This window comes from Hyphomonas sp. FCG-A18 (genome assembly GCF_045287255.1).
Classification (GTDB): domain Bacteria; phylum Pseudomonadota; class Alphaproteobacteria; order Caulobacterales; family Hyphomonadaceae; genus Henriciella.
Window position 1 is genome coordinate 2,595,381 of sequence record NZ_CP137142.1, and the last position, 17,678, is coordinate 2,613,058.

16 protein-coding genes are annotated in these 17,678 nt (G+C 55.8%); 10 read left to right on the forward strand and 6 right to left on the reverse strand.

The features are described from left to right. Nucleotides 1–21: 21 nt before the first annotated feature. From coaD to RYZ27_RS12825, 7 genes are all read left to right on the forward strand, one after another. Nucleotides 22–519 carry a pantetheine-phosphate adenylyltransferase gene (gene coaD / locus RYZ27_RS12795; protein WP_406679908.1) on the forward strand — a complete coding sequence of 166 codons (498 nt, stop codon included), beginning with the start codon at nucleotides 22–24 and terminating at the stop codon, nucleotides 517–519. Next, nucleotides 516–1,400 carry a peptidylprolyl isomerase gene (locus tag RYZ27_RS12800; RefSeq protein WP_406679909.1) on the forward strand — a complete coding sequence of 295 codons (885 nt, stop codon included), beginning with the start codon at nucleotides 516–518 and terminating at the stop codon, nucleotides 1,398–1,400. Before coaD ends, RYZ27_RS12800 begins: the two co-directional genes overlap by 4 nt. A gap of 9 nt (nucleotides 1,401–1,409) precedes the next feature. Next, on the forward strand, nucleotides 1,410–2,468 hold the full coding sequence (gene queA / locus RYZ27_RS12805) for a tRNA preQ1(34) S-adenosylmethionine ribosyltransferase-isomerase QueA (RefSeq protein ID WP_406679910.1): 1,059 nt from the start codon (nucleotides 1,410–1,412) through the stop codon (nucleotides 2,466–2,468). A 53-nt stretch (nucleotides 2,469–2,521) separates the two neighbouring features. Next, the gene (gene mgtE / locus RYZ27_RS12810; RefSeq protein WP_406679911.1) at nucleotides 2,522–3,895 is read left to right on the forward strand and encodes a magnesium transporter; all 1,374 of its coding nucleotides are present in this window, start codon (nucleotides 2,522–2,524) and stop codon (nucleotides 3,893–3,895) included. A 75-nt stretch (nucleotides 3,896–3,970) separates the two neighbouring features. After that, on the forward strand, nucleotides 3,971–5,254 hold the full coding sequence (locus RYZ27_RS12815) for a lysozyme (RefSeq protein ID WP_406679912.1): 1,284 nt from the start codon (nucleotides 3,971–3,973) through the stop codon (nucleotides 5,252–5,254). A 37-nt stretch (nucleotides 5,255–5,291) separates the two neighbouring features. Beyond that, nucleotides 5,292–6,464: an isovaleryl-CoA dehydrogenase gene (locus tag RYZ27_RS12820; protein ID WP_406679913.1), complete on the forward strand. Its 1,173-nt coding sequence runs from the start codon at nucleotides 5,292–5,294 to the stop codon at nucleotides 6,462–6,464. A gap of 45 nt (nucleotides 6,465–6,509) precedes the next feature. Continuing rightward, nucleotides 6,510–7,163: a hypothetical protein gene (locus tag RYZ27_RS12825; protein WP_406679914.1), complete on the forward strand. Its 654-nt coding sequence runs from the start codon at nucleotides 6,510–6,512 to the stop codon at nucleotides 7,161–7,163. Here RYZ27_RS12825 and RYZ27_RS12830 read toward each other — a convergent pair. Beyond that, on the reverse strand, nucleotides 7,160–8,992 hold the full coding sequence (locus RYZ27_RS12830) for a patatin-like phospholipase family protein (RefSeq protein ID WP_406679915.1): 1,833 nt from the start codon (nucleotides 8,990–8,992) through the stop codon (nucleotides 7,160–7,162). The two genes, RYZ27_RS12825 and RYZ27_RS12830, sit on opposite strands and share 4 nt — an antisense overlap. A gap of 133 nt (nucleotides 8,993–9,125) precedes the next feature. Here RYZ27_RS12830 and RYZ27_RS12835 point away from each other — a divergent pair, with 133 nt between their 5' ends. The 3 genes from RYZ27_RS12835 to RYZ27_RS12845 all read left to right on the forward strand — a co-directional run bounded on the left by RYZ27_RS12835 (nucleotide 9,126) and on the right by RYZ27_RS12845 (nucleotide 12,411). Continuing rightward, nucleotides 9,126–10,733, forward strand: coding sequence for a carboxyl transferase domain-containing protein (locus RYZ27_RS12835; protein ID WP_406679916.1), 1,608 nt, complete (start codon nucleotides 9,126–9,128; stop codon nucleotides 10,731–10,733). Between the two features lie 228 nt (nucleotides 10,734–10,961). Continuing rightward, nucleotides 10,962–11,252, forward strand: a complete 291-nt coding sequence (locus RYZ27_RS12840) for a hypothetical protein (RefSeq protein WP_406679917.1) — start codon at nucleotides 10,962–10,964, stop codon at nucleotides 11,250–11,252. Between the two features lie 163 nt (nucleotides 11,253–11,415). Then, nucleotides 11,416–12,411, forward strand: a complete 996-nt coding sequence (locus tag RYZ27_RS12845) for an NAD(P)H-dependent flavin oxidoreductase (RefSeq protein WP_406679918.1) — start codon at nucleotides 11,416–11,418, stop codon at nucleotides 12,409–12,411. On the opposite strand, the gene RYZ27_RS12850 is transcribed toward RYZ27_RS12845, so the two are convergent. The 5 genes from RYZ27_RS12850 to sdhC all read right to left on the reverse strand — a co-directional run bounded on the left by RYZ27_RS12850 (nucleotide 12,408) and on the right by sdhC (nucleotide 17,545). Next, nucleotides 12,408–14,036, reverse strand: a complete 1,629-nt coding sequence (locus RYZ27_RS12850) for a cisplatin damage response ATP-dependent DNA ligase (RefSeq protein WP_406679919.1) — start codon at nucleotides 14,034–14,036, stop codon at nucleotides 12,408–12,410. The two genes, RYZ27_RS12845 and RYZ27_RS12850, sit on opposite strands and share 4 nt — an antisense overlap. A 93-nt stretch (nucleotides 14,037–14,129) precedes the next feature. Then, nucleotides 14,130–14,918, reverse strand: a complete 789-nt coding sequence (locus RYZ27_RS12855) for a succinate dehydrogenase iron-sulfur subunit (RefSeq protein ID WP_406679920.1) — start codon at nucleotides 14,916–14,918, stop codon at nucleotides 14,130–14,132. An 8-nt stretch (nucleotides 14,919–14,926) separates the two neighbouring features. Next, nucleotides 14,927–16,717 carry a succinate dehydrogenase flavoprotein subunit gene (gene sdhA, locus RYZ27_RS12860; RefSeq protein WP_406679921.1) on the reverse strand — a complete coding sequence of 597 codons (1,791 nt, stop codon included), beginning with the start codon at nucleotides 16,715–16,717 and terminating at the stop codon, nucleotides 14,927–14,929. Nucleotides 16,718–16,741: 24 nt separating this feature from the next. Beyond that, the gene (sdhD, locus tag RYZ27_RS12865; RefSeq protein WP_406679922.1) at nucleotides 16,742–17,131 is read right to left on the reverse strand and encodes a succinate dehydrogenase, hydrophobic membrane anchor protein; all 390 of its coding nucleotides are present in this window, start codon (nucleotides 17,129–17,131) and stop codon (nucleotides 16,742–16,744) included. 12 nt (nucleotides 17,132–17,143) lie between these two features. Further along, complete coding sequence (gene sdhC / locus RYZ27_RS12870) at nucleotides 17,144–17,545, reverse strand: succinate dehydrogenase, cytochrome b556 subunit (RefSeq protein WP_406679923.1); 402 nt, start codon at nucleotides 17,543–17,545, stop codon at nucleotides 17,144–17,146. Between the last annotated feature and the right edge of the window lie 133 nt (nucleotides 17,546–17,678).

A 17,678-nucleotide genomic window follows, 5' to 3' on the forward strand; every position in this document is an offset into this window, starting at 1 on the left:
ACCGGATGCGCGGAGGAAGCTATGGAACGCGTTGGGCTGTATCCGGGAACATTTGATCCGGTCACGATGGGGCATCTCGATATTATTGGTCGAGGGATGAAACTGGTTGATCGCCTGATCATTGGCGTTGCTGTCAGCGAAGCGAAACGCCCGCTTTTCCTGCTCGAAGAGCGCATTGAGATGATGAAAGAAGAGTGCGGCAAACTCGAAGGACCGGGCCGCGCCAAAGTTGAAGTTTTGCCCTTTGACACATTGCTGATGCATTTTGCTGAAAGTGTCGGGGCAAATGTAATTGTCCGCGGCCTGCGGGCGGTTTCAGATTTTGAGTATGAGTTCCAGATGACCGCCATGAATGAGGCACTGAATCGCGAGATTGAAACTGTCTTCCTGATGGCCGATGTAAGACATCAGGCGGTGGCCTCGCGTCTGGTGAAAGAGATTGCGCGGTTTGGCGGCGACATCACGTCGTTTGTGACACCGACAGTCAAAGAACGTTTACTGGAGAAGTATCGCAAATGATCATTCGTTCAGCTCTGACAGCCCTCACCTGTCTTGGTATCGTCGCATGTGCTGGTGCACAAACTCCAACCGAAGAGGCCCCGACCCCAACAGTTGAAGATGTTAAAGCCAATCCAGACGCCTGGCGCGCTGTTGACCCGAACAATCTGATCATCCTGACCACAACCAAAGGCGAAGTCGTCATCGAACTTCTCCCGGCAGTGGCAGAAGTCCATGCTGAACAATTCCGCGCCTACACGCGCAATGGTCATTATGACAACACGCCTTTCCACCGGGTAATCCGGGACTTCATGGCGCAAGGCGGTGATGTCGAGCAAACCCATGGCCGCGAAAGCATGCTGGAGCCAATGGCAGGTGAGTTTACGTTCCGCCGTAGCCCTGCTGATATGGCAATTGACCCGATCGGGCCTGCTGATTCAGCCGTTGGTGGTTATTATATGGGCTTCCCGATCGAAACCCAGGCCCAATTCCTGGCGGACCTTTCCATTGATGGCCTGGTTGAGAGCTGGATTCCACATTGTAAGGGCGTTGTTTCAACAGCGCGCACAAATGATCCAAACTCCGGTAATGCCCAATTCTTCCTGATGACAGGCCGGGCCGAACATCTAGACAAAGGCTATACTGCCAAAGGCCGTGTCCTGCTCGGACAAGAGGCCGTTGACAACATCAAGCTTGGCCGCGGTGAGAATGGCTCCCCGGTTGATAATCCTGATATTCTACAGAAAGCCGTACTTGTTTCCACGCTCCCTGAAAGCGAGCAGCCAAAGGTCTGGGTCCAGCGTACAGACACGCCAGAATGGACTGAGCGGCTTGAAGCTGCGGATCGAACGGGAACCCATATCTGCGATCTTCCAGCGGTTCCTGCTGTCCTCGGAAAATAGTTTTAAACTGTGACCGATCTATCTGTTTTCGACTTCGAGCTTCCCGAAGCCAATATTGCGCTGCGTCCTGTTGAACCACAGGACGCCGCCCGTATGCTTGTCGTCCATGGCGATGGCCGCCTGGAAGATGCAACTGTCCGGGATTTGCCGCGCTATCTCGATCCGGGCGATGTCATGGTCTTCAACGATACACGCGTCATCCCGGCAGCCCTGAAAGGGGTTCGGGCCGCGCGGGATGAGCTGGGCAATGATATCCCCGTTGATGCCAATCTGGTTGAACGGGTAGACCAACGCACATGGCGCGCCCTTGCTCGCCCTGGCAAACGACTGAAGATTGGGGATCAGATCACCTTTGGAGAGGATTTTGCCGCGCAGGTGATCGATAAGTTGGAAAGCGGTGAAACCGTACTTCGGTTTGAACAGTCTGGCGCCAATCTGGATTCCGCGCTTGATCGATTTGGCGCCATGCCCCTGCCCCCCTATATCGCGCGCCGTCGCGCCGCCGATGCCAATGACAGGAACACCTATCAGACCAGCTTTGCCAGCGATGACGCTCAATCAGTTGCGGCCCCAACCGCGGGCCTGCACTTCACACCGCGATTACTCGGTGAAATTGATGCAGCTGGTATTGTACGTGAGCAAGTCCGGCTGCATGTCGGACTCGGCACGTTCGCCCCTCTTAAAGATGAGCAGATTGAAGCGGGCAAACTGCATGAGGAATGGCGGCGCGTCACACCAGAAGTTGCCGCCCGGCTGAATGCTGCTCGGCAGGGCGGCAGGCGCTGTGTTGCCGTGGGCACGACGGCCCTGCGAACGCTTGAAAGCGCGGCACGCCCTGATGAGGTGATTGAGGCTGTTACTGGGCCAACAGATATCTTCCTGATGCCAGGTTATAAGTTCCGTGCCACGGACGCGTTGGTCACGAATTTCCATCTGCCAAAATCGAGCCTGTTCATGCTGGTTTGTGCCTTGATGGATACTGACATTATGCAAGCGGCCTACGCCCATGCTGTGCGGGAGGATTATCGCTTTTACTCGTATGGCGATGCCTGTTTGCTTTTGCCCTGACGCAAGACAAACAAGCCCTTGCATCCCTCTCGCTGACAGGCCACACACAGGCCATGAGCGAACGCCAAGAGTCTGACGCTGAGGCTGTGTCCGAGCCTGAAGCTTTGTTGGAAGACCTCCAACATGCCGTGTTGGAGGGCAATAAAGTCTGGCTGTCAGAAACGATTGAGCAACTACACCCGGCTGATGCGTCCGACCTGCTTGAGCAGCTCTCCACCGAGGACTTCGAAACTGCTGTTGAGCTTCTGGGCGGTGAGCTGCCCTCGGAAGTCTTGGCTGAGCTGCGAGACGAATACAGGGAAGACGCGGTTGAAGTTCTCTCCGATAAGGCTGTTGCCGACGCGATTGACGAGATGGACTCCGATGATGCCACGGCTGTTCTCGAGGACCTAGACGATGAACGCCGCGAGCGTGTCCTCGATGAGCTGGAACCTGAAGACCGCGCCGTTCTGGAAGCCAATCTTATTTATGAGGAAGACACCGCTGGTCGGTTGATGCAGCGTGAATTCCTGTCGGCGCCTGAGTTCTGGACGGTTGGGCAAACAATTGATTTTGCGCGTGACAATGCCGAGGATCTGCCGACTGATTTTTATGAAGTCTACGTCGTTGACCCAATGCACAAACCGCTTGGCTATGTCTTGCTATCCCAGCTCCTACGGACTGAGCGAGATATAAAACTTGCAGACATTATGGAGACGTTCGATTCCGATATTCGGGTCGATATGGATCAGGAAGAAGTCGCTTATCAGTTCCAGAAATATGCGCTGGCCTCTGCTCCGGTCAAAGATCCAAACGGGCGCCTGATCGGGATGATCACTGTGGATGACATGGTCCACGTTATTCAGGAAGAGAACACAGAAGACCTTTTGGCCCTCGCCGGTGTGTCTTCGGCGGACGGCTCCGATACGGTCTGGGAATCAGTCAAAGCGCGCGCGCCATGGCTGGCCATCAATCTGATTACTGCCTTTATTGCCTCAGGCATCATCTCGCTGTTTGAAGGCACACTGGATCGGCTTGTACAGCTTGCCATTCTGATGCCGGTTGTTGCCGCCTTGGCGGGCAATGCGGGAAGTCAGGGGCTTACTGTTGCTGTGCGCGCCATCGCGGAGCGTGAGATGGAAGGCAAGGCCAGCCGCCGCGCGGTCGTGCGCGAAACGCTGACAGGACTGGTGAATGGGCTGATTTTTGCCGTCGGTGTTGGCTTGATCGCCTTCTTCTGGTTCTGGAAAGTTGACCTTGCTGTCGTGATCGGTGTGGCGATGTTTGCGAGCTTCGTATGGGCCGGGATTTCGGGCATTCTGGTCCCGCTGACCTTGAAGCGGCTAGGGGCCGACCCTGCCGTGGCGTCTTCAGTTTTCGTCCTCACTCTGACCGATGTGATGGCGTTTTTCAGCTTCCTCGGTCTTGCCACGCTCGTTCTCCTGTAGTGTTTGCCCTAAGCGGCGCGGCACTTGCAGTACCGTTACGATTGGATGGAGAAACTGTCCCAAAGCGGAGCAGAAATGGCATCGCATATGCGCACATCCCGCGCTGGCCTGGAACTGATCAAGCAGTTTGAAGGCTATCGCCCGAATGATCAGGAGCTTCCTGATGGCCGCTTTATTGTCGGCTACGGCCACGTGCGCGCCGAAAAAGGCGAAGAGCGTCTGAGCAAAGCGGAAGCGGAAGCGCTGCTAAGGGAGCATGACCTGCCACGTATTGAGCAACTGGTGCAAGATAGTGTCCTCGCCCCGCTTAATCAGAATGAGTTCGACGCGCTGGTCTCATTTGCGTTCAATATTGGCGCAAGCGCCTTTGTGAAATCTGATGTTGTTGCCTACCTGAACAGTGGTAACCGTTTGGCGTCTGCAACAGCCATGGATGTCTGGCGCAAGGCCCGTATTGGCGGACGCGTCCAGGTTGTCGATGCTCTGGTGCGTCGCCGCGCAGCTGAAAAAGCCCTGTTCCTGACAGCACCAGGGCATATGCCATCAGCAGCCAGTGTTATGTATCGCCCCGTCGCTGATCGTCCCCCCGCCCTCAAAGCGCCCGTCAAACCGCGTGAAATTGTTGTGGAGCGCTCCACGCCCGCTGAACCCATCAGCGAGCCAAAGCAAACTGCCCCAGAAGCCGCCGCAGAATCTATCCGCAAGCAGATGCAGGACATTCTGGGCACCAATGGCGAAAAAGTCTCAGGCCACGACGCGGCAAATGATGATCGCAAAGAGTCCATAGAAACCGATGGGGCCAGCCCTGAAGAGATCAAAGCTGCGATCTCAGAACTGGCCGGAAATGAAGAACCCAGTACCGGTGTGCAGAAATCGATGTGGCCACCGCGCCAGGAAACATCTTTGGCTGCAAGGGAAGAGGCTGAAGAGGATTTACCTCCCCCGCCTTTTCTTGAGCGCGTGGTAACGGCCCCAGAACCTGCCGCGCCCGCGCCAAAGCTGGTCCGTGACCCGGAACCACAGCCACCTGTCACAATCATTGATGACCTTGAAGAGGTAGAAATCCCGCCTCGCGCAGGCATGGGCGGCATTGGTGAAGGTGTTCGCCTGCAGGAACCGCTGGTTGAGTCCAACCCTGACAATAAACTGCTGAACGCTGCCCCGTTTGGACTTCTGGCCCTGATTGGCGCCGCCCTTGCGGGGTATGGTCTGGCCGACTTCTTTGGTTTGGTCCAATCAGGGGAAACCATAGAGAGCGACATAGCGGTATACTTGCCGCCTTTCCTGATCCTGCTGGGCGCGCTGTTGCTGATTGTGATGGGCTATTACTGCCTGCGGACGCTCTTCTCTAAAGATTAGGTTTGGCAATACGGGCATGTCCGGCTAAAGAGCGGGCATGATACCGAACAGATATCCCACACTGAACTTCGACCTTGGCGAAACTGCGGACATGATCCGCGATACTGTGCAAGGATTTGCCCAACACGAAATCGCGCCGCTCGCCGCCGAGATTGACCAGACCGATGTGTTCCCTCGTCACCTGTTGCCAAAAATGGGCGAACTTGGCCTGCTTGGCATCACAGTTGAAGAAGAATGGGGCGGTTCAGGCCTTGGCTATCTTGAGCATGTCGTCGCGATGGAAGAAATCTCCCGCGCTTCGGCTTCAGTGGGCCTCTCCTATGGGGCGCACTCCAACCTCTGCGTGAACCAATTGCGCCGCTGGGGCAATGATGACCAGAAGTCGCGCTATCTGGAAAAGCTTGTCACGGGCGAACATCTGGGCGCCCTCGCGATGAGTGAGAGCAGTGCTGGCTCTGATGTTGTGTCCATGAAACTGCGCGCCGACAAGAAGGGTGATCGCTATATCCTGAACGGCACGAAGATGTGGATCACCAACTCGCCCGATGCTGATACGTTGATCGTCTACGCCAAGACTGAGCCGGAGAAGAAATCGCGCGGGATTACCGCCTTCCTGATCGAGCGCGGGATGAAGGGTTTCTCCGTGGCGCAGAAGCTCGACAAGCTAGGCATGCGCGGATCTGAGACCGGGGAACTGGTTTTTGAAGACTGCGAAGTGCCCGAAGAGAATGTCATGGGGCCACTGAATGGCGGCGTTGAGGTGCTGATGAGCGGTCTCGACTATGAACGCGCCGTTCTCTCGGCTGGACCGACCGGGATCATGCAAGCCTGTATGGATGTCGTCGTGCCGTACGTTCACGACCGCAAACAGTTCGGCAAATCGATTGGCGAGTTCCAGCTCGTGCAGGGCAAGCTCGCGGATATGTATGTCCAGATGAATGCTGCCAAAGCCTATGTCTATGCGGTTGCGAAAGCCTGTGATCGCGGCGAGACAACCCGAAAAGATGCCGCCGGGGCGATCCTCTATGCCGCTGAAACCGCCACCAAGCTGGCGCTAGACGCAATTCAGCTGCTTGGCGGGAATGGTTATATCAACGAATATCCGACCGGGCGCCTGCTTCGCGATGCCAAGCTCTATGAGATTGGCGCGGGTACCAGTGAAATCCGCCGCTTCCTGATCGGGCGGGAACTGTTCGGCGAAACAGGTTGACACTAAGGCAAGCTATCCCAGAATACCTCGTGTGGAGGGATAGCGATGCGTCGATTATGTTTTGTCATTATGTGGGTGTTCTGCAGCGAGTTCGCTCTTGCTCAAAACAATCCTGAACCCAGCGAACCTGAATATCGGGAAGCATCGGAGTGCATTGAAGACCGGGACGCCCTCATGTCTCTGGATTATTGGACATTTGATCAGGACCCTGCACAGGGTGTGCGCGCCATCGCATCAAAGCCCGGGTGTAAATTGGTCGCTGCAGATTTGATCAGCGATTTCCATCACGCTCTGCGTGAAAAATCTGAGCCAGTCATACTGGATCATCCGGCAGGGCAAGTCACCATAAGTGAGACTGGCGAGATCACGCTTCTTTACTGGCATGAAGGCCAGATCAGAGCTTTCGAGAACCAGAAGGTTGCAGCCATCGAATTGTTTGAGCTGAGCCTGAAACCGGAAGATCAGAATAATCGCGGTTGGAATGAATACGTACGCGCTTCGATTGCATTCCTGCAAAACGATTTAGAGGAATTGCAAACTCAACGCACGCTAATGGCGCAGAGTGATCGACCAAGCGCGCTTAATCTCGGCGTTGTTGATAGTTTGATTGCCTGCTTTGGTAAGACATATTCAGAGGCGTACAGCATGCCGGATTGTAATAGACGCCCTGGCTTTCAAGAACGTGCAGCGGAAAACTAAGCGCCAACGACACGCGTCGTTGTTTCTGTCGGCTTGAAGGTACAGCATTGCTCCATGAGATCACTTTCGCTGAGCGATTTCATGGCGGCCTCGTATCCTGCCTCAACGGCTTTGTCGTAAGCCTTCCAATCGCGCAGTTCGATATTCTTTAGCTCGGGCAGCACCAGGACATCGACAAGCTCGCGACCCGCATTTGGATTGATGCTAATCGTCGCTGATCGCATCAAGAGACCTGCGATTGGCGGGGCGCTAGAGAAACCATAGCGACTAACCCAGCTCAGGAACCCTTGCGGCTTGGTGAAGTCGTCGGCCTTCAAACCCTCGGGGGCGCGGGCAACGTCGCAGCCCACGACGAAGCCGCGCTGTAACTCGCGCATGACATCGGCAGGGAAATTGTTGAGCACGGCCCCGTCGACCAGAACCTCGCCATTGTCGATCACTGGCGGGAGAATGCCCGGCAGGGAAATCGTTGCCCGCAAAGCCCGGCGCAGCAGGCCCCGCCTGTGAATGCGATAAGATCCATCCGTCAGGTTGGTGGAAACCGCAAAGAAGGGCATTTCAAGATCGCCAATCTCTGCATCGCCAAAATGCTCTTTCAAGCGCGCATCGACCCGGCGGCCCTTGACCATGCTGACAACCGGCAGGTGCCAGTCGCCTAGCGGATTGGTCTCTACAAAGGCCTTGCGGATGCGGTAATCAATCTCATCATCATCCCAGCCCATTGCGACACATCCGGCGACAACCGCGCCCATAGAGGCCCCGCCTGCAAAGTCGATCGGCAAGCCAAGTTCGCGGATTGCTCGAACCACCCCGACATGTGCATAGGCGCGCGCGCCGCCGCCTGAAAACACGACCCCCACGCTGCGTCCCGACATGGTGCGCGCCAGGCGGTCGCAATGGGGGCCATCAACAGAGAACCAGTGAAAAGCCCGTGCACCACCAGAGGCATTCAGCCAATCGGCAGGCTTCGACGCCCGCCGCTCGCCGCCATGATGAATCAGGATCACATCTACCAGCTTTAGCGCCTGCGCTGGGGAATCATCTTCAGGCAAAAGCGGGTAAGAGGGGCGCGCGTCAGCGCGGGCGAGCACCCATAAGCGATCGGCCTGACGGGTCGCCAATCTGTACCAGCTGGTGTCGCTGACCGGCGTTGTGAGGATGACAATATCATTGTCGCGCTCGGCCTGATCAAAGAAAGCCGCTGGTTTCTCATCCCCTTCCACCTCATCAATAATGCGCGCCTTCACACCAAGACGGGTCAGCGCCTCCTTGAGGCTTTTAGCGCGGATGGAGAGATCAATTGTCGGCGACGTCGCGATCAGGGCGAACACTTTTGGCGCGGTCCGGCGGTTGCGCTTATTGCCTTCCCGCAGGCGCGACAGGATGAGCCGGATCATAGCGCTTAGAATTTCCGGCTCAGCGCTCGTCAGGTTAGCAAAACCCTCCCGCGAAACCTCAAGCACCTCACTATCTCGCAAGGCATAAACCGAGGAAGTGTGCCCAACATTATCCGGCGCGCCATCGCCATTAATATCGACCCCGCCCTGAAACATCGCCATTTCGCCAACAGGTTCGCCCGCGCGAACGTGACCAAGAAACTCACTGCGCCCATCAGGCATGCGCTTGAATGCGCCGAGCGATCCAGTCAGCACAAAATAGATGGAATCCGACTCTTCACCGGCCTGAAAAAGCGGCCAACCCGCAGGCAAAGAGAACCAGCGCGCTTCCTTACCTGCTGCCTTCAATGCACGTTTGGGCACATCCTCAAGAAACTTGAGGGATGCGAGCGCTGGAACGACATCAAGACTCATGCCTCCAAATATACCCATGATCGCGCCTCCATTACACATTTCATGTGTACCCCTAATATGAGGCCTAAAAGTGAAGGTTTTAATCACAGGGCATGACATCTGCGTCAGCGCTCGGTAAGGCTGTCCAAAACGGTTGCAGGAGAAACCATTTATGCCTGTTCTGAAGTCGACGCTGGATACTGCCGGAACTGCCTATGCGGACAATCGCCGCGCCATGGAGGCGCTGGTTGATGAGCTGCGCGAGAAAACGGCAAAGGCCGCCCTTGGCGGATCAGAGCGCGCCCGCGAACGGCATGTCAGTCGCGGCAAGCTGCTGCCCCGCGAACGCGTAAACCGCCTGATTGATCCGGGCGCAGCCTTTCTCGAAATTGGTGCGCTTGCTGCAAATGGCATGTACGATGATGAAGCACCTGGCGCGGGGGTTATTACGGGCGTTGGCCGCGTCGAAGGGCGCGAATGCGTTATCGTCTGTAATGATGCGACGGTGAAGGGCGGGGCCTATTACCCAATCACCGTGAAGAAGCATCTACGCGCGCAAGAAATTGCCATGCAGAATCACCTGCCTTGTCTCTATCTGGTCGATAGTGGCGGCGCGAACCTGCCACACCAGTCGGAAGTCTTTCCCGATCGCGAGCATTTTGGCCGCATCTTCTACAATCAGGCCCAGATGAGTGCGAAAGGCATCCCGCAAATCGCTGCCGTCATGGGGTCTTGTACCGCTGGGGGCGCTTATGTCCCGGCCATGTCGGATGAGACAATCATCGTGCGCAAGCAAGGCACCATCTTCCTGGGCGGACCACCTCTGGTGAAAGCCGCGACGGGTGAAGAGATCAGCGCCGAAGACCTTGGCGGGGCAGACGTGCATGCGCGCCAATCCGGCGTGGTCGACCACTATGCCGCCAGCGATGATCATGCGCTGGCGATTATGCGTTCTATTGTAAGAACACTGCATGTTCCTAAACCGGCTGAGGTGGGCCTGAGCGAGCCGCTGGAACCGCTTTATGACCCCGCAGAGCTTCACGGCCTTGTCCCACAGGATGTGCGTGAACCCTATGATGCGCGAGAGATTATTGCACGGCTTGTCGATGGGTCAGACTTCCATGAGTTTAAGAAACTCTATGGCGATACGCTGGTTTGCGGCTTTGCCAAGCTTTATGGCATGCCCGTCGCAATCATTGCGAATAATGGTATCCTGTTCAGCGAAAGCGCCCAGAAAGCTGCCCATTTCATCGAGCTGGCCGATCAGCGCCGTATCCCGCTCCTCTTCCTGCAAAACATTACCGGCTTCATGGTTGGCTCAAAATATGAAGCCGGCGGCATTGCCAAGGATGGCGCCAAAATGGTGACCGCCGTGGCAACGGCCTCTGTTCCAAAGCTGACCCTGGTCACTGGCGGCTCGTTTGGCGCAGGCAATTACGGCATGTGCGGACGCGCCTATTCCCCGCGCTTCATGTTCATGTGGCCGAATGCGCGCATCTCCGTCATGGGCGGCGAGCAAGCCGCATCCGTGCTCGCCACTGTGAAACGCGATGGCATGGAGCGACGTGGCGAGGAGTGGAGCACAGACGAAGAGGAAGCGTTCAAAGACCCGATCCGCGATCTCTATGAGCGTGAGGGCGGCCCATATTACTCAACCGCCAGGCTTTGGGATGACGGCATCATTGATCCAGCCGACACCCGCCGCGTTCTGGGCCTTGCGCTTGCCGCAAGTCTGAACGCCCCGATGGGCGAGCGCGGCTTTGGCGTCTTCAGAATGTAACTTTAAAACCACACAGTTGCTGACCGCAGCCTGAAATCAATGTGAACAGGCGTTCATCGTGTAGCCTGAGATACCATGCATTAAAGGGTATGGACGCCTTTCTTGCCAAATATTCGTGAACGCGGAGTCATCCACCTTGCAGCTCTGTCACGAGGATTAATGCGATTTTTTCGCCAGCGTATGCGTGCCACATGAGGTGGCGTGCAAAAAAGCTGAAGGAGTAATCCAATGATCCGTTTTGCATCTTTTATGGCAGCCACAGCTGCTTTCGCTTTCACCGCAACCGCTGGTGAACCAGTTAAGTTCGAGACTATTGACGCCGATACAAACGGCCTCATCTCGGAAAGCGAGTTTGTTGCCTGGAAAACCGCTGATGGCAAAACCAGCAGCGCTGAAGCCATTATCAAATTCATGTCTGTCGATTCTGACGGCAGCGGTGGGATCACCCCAGAAGAGTTTGAGGCAGCCATGAATGGCGATAGCGAGAAGACCAAAGAGTCTGAATCTCAATCCTACTAAGCTAAAGATTGCAGCAACCCTCCGCTTTTAGGTCAGGAACGCAAAGGGCCCGCCAGAACGGTGGGCCCTTTGTATATGCCAATAGCAGCCCTAACCCACCGTAATGCCTTGTCGATACGGGTTCTCGCAGTAGGTTGAGCCGTGAGATATTTGGGAGATCCTGATGGCGTTACCACCCATTCTGCAAAACCTGCGCATTCCGGTAATCGGAAGCCCGCTCTTCATCATTTCAAATCCAGACCTTGTGATTGCCCAGTGTAAGGCTGGTGTGGTTGGGTCTTTCCCGGCGCTGAATGCGCGCCCCGGCCCAGTTTTGGACGAATGGCTCGACAAGATTACGACAGAGCTGGCCGAGTGGGATGAGAAGAACCCGGATCGCAAGGCCGCGCCTTTCGCCGTGAACCAGATCGTTCACAAGACCAATAATCGCCTCGACCACGATGTTGAGATGTGTGTGAAACATAAGGTTCCGATCATCATCACGTCTCTTGGTGCGCGCACCGAAGTGAATGATGCGATCCATTCTTATGGCGGTATCGTTCTGCACGATGTCATCGACGCGATCTTTGCCCGCAAGGCCCTCGACAAAGGCGCTGATGGCCTGATCGCTGTTGCGGCTGGTGCTGGCGGACATGCCGGAACGACATCACCTTTTGCTTTGATCCAGGACATCCGGAAATTCTTTGATGGCCCACTGGCCCTTTCTGGCTCTATTGCCAATGGCGGCGCTGTCGCTGCGGCACAAGCCATGGGCGCAGACCTCGCTTATATCGGCTCAGCCTTCATCTCATGTCACGAAGCCAACGCGGTTGATGGCTATAAGGACATGATCGTCGAGAGCGACGCCAAGGACATTATCTACTCCAACCTGTTCACCGGGGTGCATGGCAACTATCTGGCCCCCTCCATTGCCAAGGCGGGCCTTAATCCAAACGACCTACCTGAGAGCGATCCAAGTGCAATGAACTTCGGGTCTGGCGGTAATCAGGAAGCCAAAGCCTGGAAAGATATCTGGGGCTGTGGCCAGGGTATCGGTGCGATCAATACGCGTATGAGTACTGCGGAATATGTCGATCAGCTGGCGCAAGAGTATGATGAAGCCCTCAGCGCGCTTCACAGCCGCCAGGGCTGGCAAATGAAGCAAACCGAGACCGCCTAAACCTCCGGCGGCAACATCGCTTCCAAACTCTCAAGCCGATCCGCCTCGCGGGTCGGTTTGTCCCATCTTATGCGGTTGATTCTCGGAAATCGCATGGCCACACCGGACTTGTGACGTGGGGAGCGCTGTAGCCCCTCAAACGCCACTTCAAAGACGAGTCCCTCATCCTGTGTCGCCGTGACAGAGCGGACTGGCCCGAAGCGCTCAATCGTGTTGTTGCGTACAAATTTATCGATCTGTTTCAACTCATCATCGGTGAAACCGAAATAGGCTTTCCCGACCGGGGCGAGCTGGTCTTCACCATCAACCTGCCGCCAGACCCCAAACGTGAAATCAGAGTAGAAGCTGGAGCGTTTGCCATGCCCGCGCTGGGCGTACATCAAAACCGCATCGATCAGGAACGGGTCACGCTTCCATTTAAACCACGGCCCTTTGGGGCGTCCGGCTTCGTAGACACTGTCCCAACGCTTAAGCATCACGCCTTCAATCTCTGGCGTGGGCGGGTCATTCCGCGCCGCTTCAAGTGCCTCTATGTCGGTAATCGGGACCAGTGGAGAGAGATCGATGCGCTCAGTCTGCAGCGCGCCAACGAAGGCTTCCAATCGCTGACGCCGGGCCTCAAAAGGGCGCTGCCGTAAATCCTCTTCGCCCTCAACCAGAAGATCATAAGCCCGAATAAACGCCGGGCGTGCCTCCATCTGGCGCTTTGTCACGGTCTTGCGGTTCAGGCGCTGCTGCAGCTCATTGAAAGGGGCAACGCCGCCATTTGGCGCGCGAACCAGAAGCTCTCCATCCAAGGCGGCATCAAAGTCCATCGCGGCCAAGACATCCGGAAATGTGTGGCTGATATCGTCACCAGTTCGGGTGTAAATCCGGCGTACGCCACGTTCGGAAACCGCCTGCACACGGATACCATCATACTTCCATTCCGCCGCATATGTGTCCGGTTTAATCAGGTCTGGATCAATCGCATCCGGGTTATCACGATCCTTCTTCGCAACGAGTGGATGAGCGAGCATAACCGGGCGAAACGGCGCAGCAATGTCCGGCTTGGGTTTCTCCGCTTTGCCCTCAAGCCATGCGAACAGGCTCTCATAGGGTGGCTCAAGACCATGCCAGATTTCTTCAATCTCGTTGATTTCAACAGTACCGAAACGGGCCGCTGCCGTTTTAGCGAGCCGTGCCGATACGCCAATCCGCAGACCGCCAGTGACAAGTTTTAGCAAGGCCCAGCGCCCACGCGCATCTAGGGCATTCAACCATCCTTCAATCAGCCGCTCACCTTGTGCCTTTGTCGCTTCAGAAAGCTGCATAACGATTTCTGACAATGGAGGGATGTAGTTTGCGCCATGAGAGCTTGGCCAGATCAGGCTGACCGTCTCAGCAAGGTCACCAACATAATCATAAGACAGACGAAAAAGCTCGTGATCGACCTTGCTTTCAACGAGACGACGGATCAGGCCCGCCTTCACACCCGGTAGGTCCAGTCCCCCCGTCAAAACCGCCAGTGCCCAGCCCCGCTCCGGGTCAGGTTGATCGGCGAAATAGCCCTGCATGAGCGCTAGTTTCCCATTGCGCGAAGGGGTCAGTAACAGGCGCTCTAAAAGGTTTGCAAAGGCTTCCATCACGATGAATATGGGTCAGCTGTCGGCCCCTGTCGATACAAACAAAAAGCCCGGCACAGAGCCGGGCTTTGCTGTCTCTAATAGGGCATGCGTTTAAGCAACGCGTTCCACCATCATGGTCTTGATCTTGGCAATCGCCTTGGCCGGGTTGAGGCCTTTCGGGCAAACCTGCGCACAGTTCATGATCGTATGGCAGCGATACAATTTGAATGGGTCTTCAAGATCATCCAGACGCTCGCCAGTACCCTCATCACGGCTGTCGATCAGCCAGCGATAAGCCTGCAAAAGCGCTGCTGGGCCAAGATACTTGTCGCCATTCCACCAATAGGATGGGCAGGAGGTTGAGCAACACGCACAAAGGATACACTCGTAAAGGCCATCGAGTTCTTCACGGTCTTCAATCGTCTGCTTCCACTCTTTCTCAGGTTCCGGCGTATCGGTCTTGAGGAAGGGCTGCACATAGGCGTGCTGGGCGTAGAAATTGGTTAGGTCAGGAACCAGATCCTTAATCACAGGCTGGCTAGGCAGCGGCGCGATCGTGATGGTGCGTCCGGCAATCTCGTCCCAGCCTTTGGTGCAGGCAATTGTGTTGTGGCCAGCAATATTCATAGCGCAGGAGCCACAAACGCCCTCACGGCAGGAGCGGCGGAAAGCCAGCGTCGGATCGATCTTGTTTTTGATGTAGATCAGGACGTCGAGCACCATTGGGCCACAATCAGTCTTATCGACATAGTAAGTGTCCCAGCGCGGATTACCGCCTTCATCCGGGCTATAACGATAGATTTTAAACGCCTTGAGATCCTTGTCCTTCGCCCCTTCAGGCTTTGGCCAGGTCTTACCTTTTTTCGGGGCGGATCCTTTGGGGAGTGTCAGCTGTACCATAGTCGCTCCTAGTAAACCCGCTTCTTAGGTTTGATATATTCCATCTCGTTCGACATCGTGAAGTTATGCACCGGGCGGTAATCGATGGTGACTTTCCCAGCATCATCGGCCCAGGCCAGTGTGTGCATCATCCAGTTTTCATCATCACGCTCGGCAAAATCCTCACGGGCATGCGCACCACGGCTTTCCTTACGGTTGGCGGCTGAATTCACGGTCACGGCGGCCTGACTGATCAGGTTATCGAACTCCAGCGCCTCCATGAGGTCTGTGTTCCAGATCAGGCTGCGATCTTCGACATTCATATCCGGCAGCTTGCCATGGACGGTATCAATCTTCTGAACACCTTCATCAAGCACATCCCCGGTCCGGAAGACGGCGCAGTTTTCCTGCATCGCTTTCTGCATTTCCAGACGAAGATCAGCAACAGACTGGGAGCCATTGGCATTTCGGATGCGATCAAACCGTGCGATATGGCTGTCGGTTAGATTATCCGTCATCGTCGGTTGGGTGGCCCCGGCTTCAAGGGTTGCGCCACAGCGCAAGCCAGCGGCACGACCAAAGACAACCAGATCGATCAGAGAGTTTGATCCAAGGCGGTTCGCCCCGTGGACAGAGACACATGCGGCCTCACCCACAGCCATCAGGCCCGGCACAACCGCATCGGGATCATCCCCCTTCTTGGTCAACACTTCGCCGTGATAGTTGGTCGGGATACCGCCCATATTATAGTGAACCGTTGGCAGAACCGGGATTGGCTCACGGGTCACATCGACACCGGAGAAGACTTTCGCCGTTTCGGAAATACCGGGCAGGCGCGCCGCCAGCGTTTCCTGTGGCAAGTGCTCAAGGTGCAGGAAGATATGGTCTTTTTGCGGGCCAACGCCGCGACCCTCACGAATTTCAATCGTCATCGCGCGGCTGACCATATCGCGTGGCGCAAGGTCTTTCACACTTGGCGCATAGCGCTCCATGAAGCGCTCCCCCTCGGAATTGGTGAGGTAACCCCCTTCACCACGCGCGCCTTCGGTAATCAGGCAGCCCGCGCCATAAATCCCGGTTGGGTGGAACTGAATGAATTCCATATCCTGAAGCGGCAGTCCTGCGCGAAGAACCATGGCATTGCCATCGCCCGTACATGTATGAGCCGAGGTACAGCTGAAGAAAGCCCGGCCATAACCGCCCGTTGCCAGAATGGTTTTCTGAGCACGGAAGCGGTGAAGCGTGCCATCATCAAGCTTCCATGCGGTGACACCGCGGCAGACCCCATCCTCGTCCATGATCAGATCCATGGCGAAGTATTCGATGAAGAATTCAGTGTCATTCTTCACGCACTGCCCATAGAGCGTGTGCAGCATCGCGTGGCCGGTCCGGTCAGCCGCCGCGCAGGTGCGCTGGACTGGTGGGCCTTCGCCGAACTCTGTCGTGTGGCCACCAAATGGGCGCTGATAAATCTTGCCCTCTTCGGTTCGGCTGAAGGGCATGCCCCAATGCTCAAGCTCGTACACCGCTTGGGGTGCTTCACGGCAGAGATACTCGATTGAGTCCTGATCGCCGAGCCAGTCTGAGCCTTTGACGGTGTCATACATATGCCAGCGCCAATCATCGGGCCCCATATTGGCCAGCGATGCGGCAATACCGCCCTGCGCCGCAACCGTGTGCGAGCGGGTCGGAAAGACTTTGGAGATACAGGCTGTTTTCAGACCTGCCTGCGCTGCACCGAGAGCCGCCCGGAGGCCTGAGCCACCTGCGCCCACCACAACAACGTCATAGGTATGGTCGATAAATTTATAGTCGCTCATCTTTTGGCCTCCTGCAGCACGCCCTTAAAGGCCTGCCGAAATCCATATTTTCAGCACGGAGAAAATTGCCGCCGCCATCAAGGCGAAAACGGCAAACGTGTTCAGGATCAACAAGGCCTGACGCGTGCTGCTCTTAGTGATGTAGTCTTCAATGACAGTCTGGAGACCAAGACGCATGTGATAAAGCGCCGCACCGAAGAGTAGAATCAGCAAAATTGCATTCCAGGGCTTAGCAACCCAGCTTTCGGCACCCGCATAACCTGCCTTAGTCGCGTGAATCATCGAGAAAATGAACCAGGGTACAAGGAACACAAGGGCGATCGCGGTGACGCGCTGGTGAATAAAATGCTCGGTTCCAGACTTGGCTGAACCCAGCCCACGAACGCTACCTAGAGGCGTTGTCTTATTCGTCATCGTTAAAATCTCCTAGGCAACCATCGTGGCGTAGGCATAGAGCCCGGCTGCCGCGAGAATGGAAAACGCGAAATTGAAAATCGCAAACCGACTGGCAACGCCTGGTGTGAACCCAAACTTTGGCCCATCCCACAGTAAGTATTTGATTCCATTGATAAGATGGAACATTACCGCGACAGCCCAAAGGAATAGAATGACCTGTCCAATCGGGTGATTAATGATCGTATCGGCGGCAGTGTAAGCCTCTTCGCCCATGGCCAAGGCAACCACCCAACCCGTAATCAGGAAGGCCCCGAAATACATCGCGACGCCTGTGGCCCGGTGAATGATCGACGCAAACATCGTTGCGTGAAATTTCCAGACTTGCAGGTGCGGTGAAAGGGGACGGGGGTCGGTCAAGCCAGATCCAGCCATAAATTGCTCCAAGCACAATTAAATATCTGCAACGCGTTCTAGTTCTGCACCTCGCCCTGTCAACGCACCAAAAGTGTTAGACGATCAATGTGATTGCGAATGACTATCAGCCTCAGCCATGCAGGGTCTGCAT

Excerpts from the sequence above, each read along its gene's own strand:
- RYZ27_RS12835 (WP_406679916.1), top strand. The coding sequence starts at position 9,126 with ATGCCTGTTCTGAAGTCGACGCTGGATACTGCCGGAACTGCCTATGCG.
- RYZ27_RS12845 (WP_406679918.1), top strand. The coding sequence starts at position 11,416 with ATGGCGTTACCACCCATTCTGCAAAACCTGCGCATTCCGGTAATCGGA.
- RYZ27_RS12820 (WP_406679913.1), top strand. The coding sequence starts at position 5,292 with ATGATACCGAACAGATATCCCACACTGAACTTCGACCTTGGCGAAACT.
- mgtE (WP_406679911.1), top strand. The coding sequence starts at position 2,522 with ATGAGCGAACGCCAAGAGTCTGACGCTGAGGCTGTGTCCGAGCCTGAA.
- sdhA (WP_406679921.1), bottom strand. The coding sequence starts at position 16,717 with ATGAGCGACTATAAATTTATCGACCATACCTATGACGTTGTTGTGGTG.
- RYZ27_RS12800 (WP_406679909.1), top strand. The coding sequence starts at position 516 with ATGATCATTCGTTCAGCTCTGACAGCCCTCACCTGTCTTGGTATCGTC.
- coaD (WP_406679908.1), top strand. The coding sequence starts at position 22 with ATGGAACGCGTTGGGCTGTATCCGGGAACATTTGATCCGGTCACGATG.
- sdhD (WP_406679922.1), bottom strand. The coding sequence starts at position 17,131 with ATGACGAATAAGACAACGCCTCTAGGTAGCGTTCGTGGGCTGGGTTCA.
- RYZ27_RS12855 (WP_406679920.1), bottom strand. The coding sequence starts at position 14,918 with ATGGTACAGCTGACACTCCCCAAAGGATCCGCCCCGAAAAAAGGTAAG.
- RYZ27_RS12850 (WP_406679919.1), bottom strand. The coding sequence starts at position 14,036 with ATGGAAGCCTTTGCAAACCTTTTAGAGCGCCTGTTACTGACCCCTTCG.
- RYZ27_RS12815 (WP_406679912.1), top strand. The coding sequence starts at position 3,971 with ATGGCATCGCATATGCGCACATCCCGCGCTGGCCTGGAACTGATCAAG.
- RYZ27_RS12830 (WP_406679915.1), bottom strand. The coding sequence starts at position 8,992 with ATGGGTATATTTGGAGGCATGAGTCTTGATGTCGTTCCAGCGCTCGCA.
- sdhC (WP_406679923.1), bottom strand. The coding sequence starts at position 17,545 with ATGGCTGGATCTGGCTTGACCGACCCCCGTCCCCTTTCACCGCACCTG.
- RYZ27_RS12840 (WP_406679917.1), top strand. The coding sequence starts at position 10,962 with ATGATCCGTTTTGCATCTTTTATGGCAGCCACAGCTGCTTTCGCTTTC.
- RYZ27_RS12825 (WP_406679914.1), top strand. The coding sequence starts at position 6,510 with ATGCGTCGATTATGTTTTGTCATTATGTGGGTGTTCTGCAGCGAGTTC.